Origin of the sequence: Streptomyces sp. NPDC051105 (genome assembly GCF_040682795.1) — a bacterium.
In the GTDB taxonomy this organism is placed as follows: Bacteria; Actinomycetota; Actinomycetes; order Streptomycetales; family Streptomycetaceae; genus Streptomyces.
In genome coordinates this window covers 1-9,166 of the sequence record NZ_JBFBBR010000038.1, presented here as the reverse complement: position 1 = coordinate 9,166, position 9,166 = coordinate 1, and the positions used below count along the sequence as shown (strand labels likewise).

The window sequence follows — 9,166 nt, the reverse complement described above, 5'->3', positions numbered from 1 at the left end:
GAGGGTTTCCGGCTGACGGGTACGACGTCGAGTGTCGTGTCGGGGCGGGTTGCTTACAGTCTGGGGCTTGAGGGTCCGGCGGTGTCGGTGGACACCGCGTGCTCGTCGTCGCTGGTGGCCATGCACATGGCGTCCCAGGCGCTCCGCTCAGGGGAGTGTTCCCTCGCCCTCGTCGGCGGCGTGACGATCATGTCGGGTCCGTTCCTCCTCACTGAGTTCAGTCGTCAGCGGGGTCTTGCGTCGGACGGGCGTTGCAAGTCGTATGCGGCGGCTGCGGACGGTACGGGTTTCTCGGACGGCCTTGGTCTGGTCGTACTGGAGCGGTTGTCAGATGCGCGGCGCAACGGTCACCGGATTCTTGGTGTTGTCCGGGGCAGCGCGGTCAACCAGGACGGTGCGAGTAATGGTCTGACGGCGCCGAACGGTCCTTCGCAGGAGCGGGTGATCCGGCAGGCTCTTGCCAATGCCGGGTTGAGCCCTGCCGATGTCGATGCCGTGGAGGGTCATGGCACCGGCACGAAGCTGGGTGACCCGATCGAGGCGCAGGCGCTGCTGGCCACGTATGGCCAGGAGCGGGCTGACAACGATCCGCTGCGGCTCGGGTCGATCAAGTCGAACATCGGTCACACGTCGGCGGCGGCCGGTGTCGCGGGTGTGATCAAGATGGTCATGGCGATGCAGCACAGGACCCTCCCGGCGACCCTGCATGTCGACACTCCCTCGCCGCATGTCGACTGGGAGGCCGGACAGGTCAAGCTGCTCACGCAGGCCGAGGAGTGGGTGGCCTCGCAGGAGCCGCGGCGTGCGGGCGTCTCCTCCTTCGGTATCAGTGGCACGAATGCTCACGTGATTCTGGAGGAGGCGCCGCAGGATTCTACGGTGTCGGTCGGGGAAGTGAGTGTGCCGGACCGGCCGGCTGCGGTGTTGCTGTCGGCCAAGGGTGAGGCGGCGCTGCGGGAGCAGGCGGAGCGGCTGCACACTCACCTCCAGGACCATCGCGACCTGGGTCTGCTCGATGTCGCTTTCTCGTCGGTGGTGTCGCGGGCGCAGTTGGAGCAGCGGGCTGCGGTGGTGGCGTCGGATCGGGATGGTCTGCTGGCGGGGCTTGCGGCTTTGGCTGGCGGTGAGCCGGCGGCTGGTGTGTTCGACGGTCGGGTGGGGGCGGGTCGTACGGCGTTCTTGTTCACGGGGCAGGGGGCGCAGCGGGCGCGGATGGGTGTGGAGCTCGCCGCTGTTTACCCGCAGTTCGGGCGGGCGTTGGATGAGGTGTGTGCGGAGCTGGACCCGCGGCTGGGCCGTTCGCTTCATAGTCTGCTGGCTGCTGAGGAGGGCTCTGCGGATGCGGGGTTGCTGGATGCGACGGAGTTCACGCAGGCTGCGTTGTTCGCGGTCGAGGTGGCCCTGTTCCGGCTGGTTGAGTCTCTTGGGGTGCGCGCGGATTATCTGATCGGGCATTCGGTGGGTGAGCTGGTGGCTGCTCATGTGGCGGGGGTGTTGTCGCTGGCGGATGCGTGTGCGCTGGTCGTGGCTCGTGGGCGGTTGATGGGTGCGTTGCCGGCTGGTGGTGGGATGGCGGCGGTGCAGGCGGCGGAGGAGGAGGTGGCTGGGGAGCTGGCCGGGTTCGAGGGCCGGTTGTCGATCGCTGCGGTGAACGGTCCTCGTTCGGTGGTGGTGTCCGGGGACTTGGACGCGCTTGATGAGTGGCTGCCGCGGTGGCAGGGCCGGAAGACGACTCGGTTGCGGGTGAGTCATGCGTTCCATTCGCATCGGATGGAGCCGATGCTGGCCGACTTCCGCAAGGTGGCCGAGACCCTCACGTACCACGTCCCCCGAGTCCCGGTGGTGTCGAATGTGACGGGTGCTCTGGTGTCGGCGGAGCTGGCTGATCCGGGCTATTGGGTGGATCACGTCCGTCAGGCGGTCCGGTTCACCGACGGGGTGCGTACTCTCCAGGGCGAGGGTGTGACCCGGTTCCTGGAGCTTGGTCCGGATGGTGTGCTGACGGCGTTGGCGCGTCAGGCGGTGGATGAGGACACGGAGGCGGTGTTCGCGACCGTGTTGCGGGCGCGTCACCCCGAGGCGGAGACGTTCGCGGCGTTTGTTGCGCAGGCGCATCTGGCGGGTGTGCCGGTGGACTGGCAGGCGTTCTACGCGGGCACGGGCGCTCGGCGCGTTTCCCTGCCGACCTACGCCTTCCAGCGCGAGCGCTACTGGATCACGCCCACCACCGGAACCGGCGACCTGAGCGCTGCCGGACTCGGCAGGCTCGACCACCCCATGTTGAGTGCCGCGGTGTCGGTCGGTGAGCGGGACGAGTGGCTGTTCACCGGACGGGTCTCCCTGGACAGCGCGCCCTGGGTACGGGACCACGTCGTGCTCGGCACCGTCATCATGCCGGGCACCGGACTGGTCGAACTGGCCCTTGCCGCCGGCCGCCACGCGGGCAGCCCGGTACTCGAAGAACTCGTACTCGAAGCACCGCTGGTCCTGGAAGGGAACACGGCGGCACAACTGCAGGTCACTCTCGGCGAGCCCGATGAGGATGGCCGCCGCGCGGTCGCGGTCTACTCCCGTGCGGAGCAGCGGGGTGAGGGCGAGCGGCCCGAGGTGGTGTGTCACGCGCGGGGTGTGCTCGTGGCGGAGACGCAGCCGTTGGTGTCGGTGTTGCCGGTGGAGTGGCCGCCGCCGGGTGCCGAGCCGGTTGATGTCGAGGCGCTCTATGGTCGACTCGCGGACGCGGGGTACGACTATGGGCCGGTGTTCCAGGGGTTGCGGGCGGCCTGGCGTGATGGCGAGTACCTCTTCGCCGAGGTCGCGCTTCCTGAGGAGCACGCCGAGTCCGCCCGGGGTTTCGGTGTCCACCCGGCACTTTTCGACGCCTCTCTCCACGGCGGACTCGACTGGCTCGACAACGGCGACGGATCGTCCGCCCGGCTGCCCTTCTCCTGGTCCGGGGTGCGGCTCGCACTCAGCGGTACGTCACGCCTGCGGGTGCGGATCGGATCCGCTGAGGAGGCGGCGCTGCGGATCGACATCGCCGACGAGTACGGCGTGCCGGTTGCGAGCGTGGACGAGTTGGCCTTCCGTCCGGTCGACCAGGCGCAGCTCGCGAGTGTCCAGCAACCGGGGAACAATTCGCTGTTCACGGTGGACTGGACCACCCTCCCGACACCGCCCGCGGCTCCCGTACAGATCGCGGTGCTGGGTGAGGCGGGGCACACCGATCTGGACGTACACGCGTATGCCGACGTGGATGCGCTCGCTCGGTCTCTGGCGGAGGGCGCTCCCGCACCCGACCTGGTCATCGCCGAGGTGGAGGCCGTCGAGGCGCGGCCCGGCGAAGGGCCGGCAGAGGCCGCGCTGACCGTCGCCACCCGCACCCTGGAGCTACTGCGCCGCTGGCTGGCCGAGGACAGGCTCACCGACGTGCGGCTGGTCGTCATGACCCGGCGCGGCATCGCGGTGGGTGATGAGGTTCCGGATCTGGCGTTGGCGCCGGTGTGGGGTCTGGTGCGCAGTGCGCAGTCGGAGCACCCGGGCCGGATCACCCTGGTGGACATCGACGATGATGCCGACGGTCACGGTGGTGTGCAGGACTGGAGCGCACTGGCTGCTCTGGACGAGCCTCAGCTCGCTGTCCGTCGGGGCGGGTTCCTGGCGCCGAGGCTGGCGCGGGTCTCCTCCGCATCGGTCGAGGCGCCGGTGCTGGATCCCGACGGCACGGTGTTGATCACCGGTGGTACGGGTGGTCTGGGTGCGGTCTTCGCCCGGCATCTGGCCGCACAGCACGGTGCCAGGCGGCTGCTACTCGTGAGCCGGCGTGGGCCGGAGGCTCCCGGTGCTACCGGACTCGTGCGGGATCTGGCGGAGTTGGGCTGCGAGGCCCAAGCCGTGGCCTGTGACGTGTCCGACCGCGGCGAGCTGGCCGCTCTGATCGGTTCCCTCGCCCATCCGCTGACGGCGGTGATTCATGCGGCCGGTGTCCTGGACGACGGTGTGATCACGTCCCTGACTCCCGCGCAGCTCGAACGCGTCATGCGGCCGAAGGTGGACGCGGCGCTGCACCTGCACGAACTGACCGAGGACATGGACCTGGCGGCCTTCGTGCTGTTCTCCTCCGTCGCCGCCCTGGTGGGCAGCCCCGGTCAGGCGAACTACGCGGCGGCCAACGCGGTGCTCGACGCCCTCGCGCGGCAGCGGCGTGCCGCGGGGCTGCCCGCCCGTTCGCTGGCATGGGGACTGTGGGCAGAGGCCGGCGGTATGGGCGGTGTGCTGGACGAGACGGAACTCGCGAGGCTGGAACGGATGGGAGTCGGCGCGCTGCCGACCGACCTCGGCCTGGAACTGTTCGAGCAGGCCCAGCGGCTCGACGAAGCGCTGCTGGCGCCGGTGCGGCTCGATTTCGGTGCACTGCGCGCCCAGGCGCGCTCGGGACTGCTGCCACCACTCCTGCGCGGCCTGGTCCCGGCACCCACACGGCGTGCGGAGAGCACGGACGTGTCTCTCGCCCAACAGCTCGCGGGTGTCTCGGAGGCCGAACGGGAGCAGATCGTGCTCCAGCTCGTCCAGAGTCAGGTCGCGGCCATCCTGGGGCACGCCTCGCCCGGCGCCATCGGCCCCGACCGCGCCTTCAAGGAACTGGGCTTCGACTCGCTGGCCGCGGTCGAGCTGCGCAACCGGCTGTCACGGATCGGCGGCGTACGGCTGCCGGCGACCCTCGTCTTCGACCATCCGACATCCGGGGCGGTGGCGCAGCTGATCCTCTCGGAGGTCGGTGGCAGCGCGGAGCAGCCCATCGAGCAGGAACTAAAACGGCTGGAGGACCTGCTCACCTCGGTCGCTGCCGGCGAGAAGCAGCGCCTGGCCGGACGGCTGCGCACGCTGCTGGCCCAACTGGGCGAGGGCGATCAGCGCGCGAGCGAGCGGATCGATGTGAGTGAGCGGTTCGAGGCGGCCGCGACCGCCGACGAGGTATTCCAGCTGATCGACGCCGAGTTCGGCGAGGTGTGACGAGTGCAATCGCAGGATCAGACCACCCAGGGGAACATGACCATGAGCGTTGAAGGCAACGACCCCCAGCAGGAAAAGCTGGTCCGGTACCTGAAGCGGGTCGCCGTCGACCTCAACGAGACCAGGGCCCGGCTCCAGGAGTACGAGGACCGGGCCGGTGAACCGCTGGCCATCGTCGGCATGGGCTGCCGCTACCCGGGCGGCGTGACATCCCCGGCCGAACTCTGGAACCTGGTGTCCGAAGGACGCCTCGGAACCGGGGAGTTCCCGGACGACCGCGGCTGGGACCTGGAGCACCTCTACGACCCCGACCCCGACCACCCCGGCACGTCGTACTCGCGCGGCGGCGGATTCGTCGACCGGGTCGGCGAGTTCGACGCGGACTTCTTCGACATCAGCCCACGTGAGGCGCTGGCGATGGACCCGCAGCAGCGACTGCTGCTGGAGACGGCGTGGGAGGCGTTCGAGGACGCGGGTATCGCCCCCACCTCGCTGCGCGGCTCCGACACCGGTGTGTTCTGCGGAGTGATGTACCAGGACTACGGCTTCGTCGCGGGGCAGAGCGACCGGCGCCCCGACATCGAGGCCTATCTGACGATCGCCTCCGCGGGCAGCGTCGCCTCGGGCCGCCTGAGCTACACCTTCGGGTTCGAAGGGCCGGCGGTGTCGGTGGACACGGCCTGCTCGTCGTCGCTCGTCGCGCTGGACGCGGCCGTCAAGTCCCTGCGGGCACAGGAGTGTTCGCTCGCTCTGGTGGGCGGCGTGACCGTCCTCGCGCGGCCGAGCGTCTTCATTGAGTTCAGCCGCCAGCGCGGTGTCTCCCCGGACGGACGCTGCAAGGCGTACTCGGCGGCCGCCGACGGCGTCGGCTGGGCCGAGGGCGTGGGACTGCTCGTCCTGGAGCGGCTGTCGGACGCGCGCCGCAATGGCCACCGGATCCTCGGCGTCGTCCGGGGCACCGCGGTCAACCAGGACGGTGCGAGCAATGGTCTGACGGCGCCGAACGGTCCTTCCCAGGAGCGGGTGATCCGCCAGGCCCTCGCCAACGCGGGCCTCACCGCGGCCGACATCGATGCGGTCGAGGGCCACGGGACCGGTACCCCGCTCGGTGACCCGATCGAGGCGAAGGCGCTGCTGGCCACGTACGGGCAGGAGCGGGCGGCCGAGAGCGGACCGCTGCGGCTGGGATCCATCAAGTCGAACATCGGGCACACCCAGGCGGCGGCAGGCGTGGCGGGCATCATCAAGATGGTGATGGCGATGCGGCACAGCACGCTGCCGGCCACGCTGCACGTCGACGCCCCCTCACCGCACGTCGACTGGACCGCGGGTGAAGTGCGGCTGCTGACGGAGGCCGAGCCGTGGCCTGCCTCCGACCGTCCGCGGCGCGTGGGCGTCTCCTCGTTCGGCGTCGGCGGCACCAACGCACACGTCATCCTCGAAGAAGCCCCGACGGCACCTGCCCCGGCAGACGCCGCCGCCAAGCCGACTGAGTCCGCAGAGACAGGTGACGCCGGGCAGGCGGCGGCCGTCCGGTCGCCGGGCGGAGCGCCGTCCGACGTTCCCGCCGAGACGGGCGACGCCGGCGGCCCCAGTGCCGCACAGCATGCGGGCGGTACGCCGGTCGCCGTTCCCGTACTCCTCTCCGCGCGCAGCGAGGCCGCACTGCGCGCCCAGGCCGACCGGCTGCGCGCCCGCATGATCGCCCAGCCCGAACTCGGCCTCCTCGACATCGGCTTCTCGCAGGCCACCACCCGCGCGCACCTCGAGCGCCGTGCGGCCGTCGTCGCCACCGACCGCGGCGCGCTGCTGACCGGACTCGGGGCGCTCTCCGCCGCCGAGCCCGCCGCCCACGTGCTCGAAGGACCCGCCACGGGCGGCAAGAGCGTGTTCGTCTTCCCCGGGCAGGGCGCCCAGTGGGAGCGGATGGCGATGGAACTGCTGGACTCCTCGCCCGTCTTCGCCGAGGAGATCGCCGCCTGCGCCAAGGCGTTGTCGCCGTACGTCGACTGGCGGCTGGAGGACGTACTGCGCGCGGCCCCCGGGGCACCGTCGCTGGAGCGCGTCGACGTCGTACAGCCCGCACTGTTCTCGGTGATGGTGTCCCTGGCCCGCCTGTGGCGGTCCAACGGCATCGAACCGGCCGCCGTCCTCGGCCACTCCCAGGGCGAGATCGCTGCCGCGTACGTGGCGGGCGCCCTGTCGCTCGACGACGCCGCCCGGGTCGTCGCACTGCGCAGCCGCGCGGTGCGGGAGCGGCTCGCCGGAGGCGGCGGCATGGTCTCCGTCGCGCTGCCCGTGGACCGGGTCGAGGAACAACTCGCCGCGTACGAAGGGCGCGTGTCGGTCGCCGCCGTCAACAGCCCCACCACCGCGGTCGTCGCCGGTGCGCCTGACGCGCTCGACGAGCTGATGACCGTATGGGAGAACGACGGGGTACGGGCCCGGCGGGTGCCCGTGGACTACGCCTCCCACTCCGCGCAGGTCGAGACGATCCACGACGAACTGCTGGAACTGCTCGCGCCCCTTACGCCGCGCACCGGCGATATCCCCTTCTACTCCACCGTCGAGGGCGCGTTCATCGACACCACCCGGCTCGACGGCTCCTACTGGTACGCCAACCTGCGCGGCCGCGTCGGCTTCGAGCCGGCCGTTCGCGCACTGGTCGAGAACGGGGTGAACTGCTTCATCGAGGCCTCGCCGCACCCCGTTCTCACCATGGCGGTCGCCGAGACCGCCCAGGCGCTCGACGCCACCGACCACGTCCAGGTCGTCGGCTCGCTGCGCCGCGGCGAGGGCGGCCCCGAGCGGTTCGCGACGTCGCTGGCCGAGGCGCACATCGCCGGCGCCCGGATCGACTGGCAGGCGTTCTACGGCGGCACGAGCGCCCGACGGGTGGAACTGCCGACGTACGCCTTCCAGCGCGAGCGCTACTGGCCTTCGCCCGGCACCGGGGCCGGCGACCTGGCCGCCGCCGGACTCGGCCGGCTGGACCATCCGATCCTCGCCGCCGCGGTGTCGGTCGGGGACCGGGACGAGTGGGTGTTCACGGGCCGGGTGGCGCAGGCCGCGCAGCCGTGGACACAGGACCATGCAGTGCTGGGCATGGTGATCCTCCCGGGCGCCGCCCTGGTCGAACTCGCCCTCACCGCGGGTCGCGTGGCCGGTACCGCTGTCGTGGACGAGTTGGTGCTGGAGGCGCCGCTGATCCTGGCGGACGACGCCGGTCGGCAGGTGCAGGTCGTCGTGGGCCGGGCAGGCGAGGACGGCCGTCGTGAGGTGGCGGTCTACTCCCGGGCGGAGGCTGCCGACGAGGACGACGAGCAGGCCGAGGTGACCTGTCACGCGCGTGGCTGGCTGTCATCGGACGCCGAGCCGCTGCCGCCGTTCCCGGCGCAGTGGCCGCCGCAGGGTGCGGAGTCGGTGGCGTTGGATTCGCTGTATGTGCGGTTGGCGGAGGCCGGTTACGACTACGGGCCCGTCTTCCAGGGTCTGCGGGCGGCGTGGCGCGATGGCGAAGAGGTGTATGCCGAGGTAGCGCTTGCCGAGGATGCCGGCGGTGAGGGTTTTGGTGTCCATCCGGCGTTGTTCGATGCGATGTTGCATGGTGGGTTGCTGGAGAAGGCTGGTGGTTCGGTCTCTGCGGAGCTGCCGTTCTCGTGGTCCGGGGTAAGGCTGGGGCACAGCACCGCCTCGCGGGTCCGGGTGCGGATCAGCCCGGTCGATGCGTCCGCCGCGGGTGACGACTCCCGCATACGCATCGATGCCGTCGACGAGACCGGAACGCCTGTCGTAGCGGTCGACGCCCTCGCCGTACGCCCGGTCGACCAGGCGCAACTGGAGAACGCACAGGGCGGCACCGGCGAGCGTTCGCTGTTCTGTGTGGAGTGGGTGCCGGTGCCTGTGCCGTCTGCGGTGCAGGTGGAGGTTGCGGTGTTGGGTGAGGCGCCGTTGGCTGATCTGGATGCGTTGGAGCGGGCCGTGGTTGAGGGGTCCGGGGTTCCGGGTGTGGTGGTTGCCGAGGTCGCGGGGCTGGCGGATGAGGCGTCGTCTTCGGTTGCGGTGCGGGTGTTGGGGTTGTTGCAGCGGTGGTTGGCGAGTGAGGTGTTGGCTGATGCGCGGTTGGTGGTGGTGACGAGGAACGCGATCGCGGTGG

At 70.7% G+C, this 9,166-nt stretch carries 2 protein-coding genes; both read left to right on the top strand.

Translation table 11 applies throughout. The features are described from left to right. Nucleotides 1-36 precede the first annotated feature (36 nt). The gene (locus AB0N16_RS41295) at nucleotides 37-5,010 is read left to right on the top strand and encodes an SDR family NAD(P)-dependent oxidoreductase (RefSeq protein ID WP_365805983.1); all 4,974 of its coding nucleotides are present in this window, start codon (nucleotides 37-39) and stop codon (nucleotides 5,008-5,010) included. A 42-nt stretch (nucleotides 5,011-5,052) separates the two neighbouring features. After that, nucleotides 5,053-9,166 (top strand): acyltransferase domain-containing protein (locus AB0N16_RS41290; protein WP_365805982.1); only part of this gene is annotated, 4,114 nt, incomplete at its 3' end.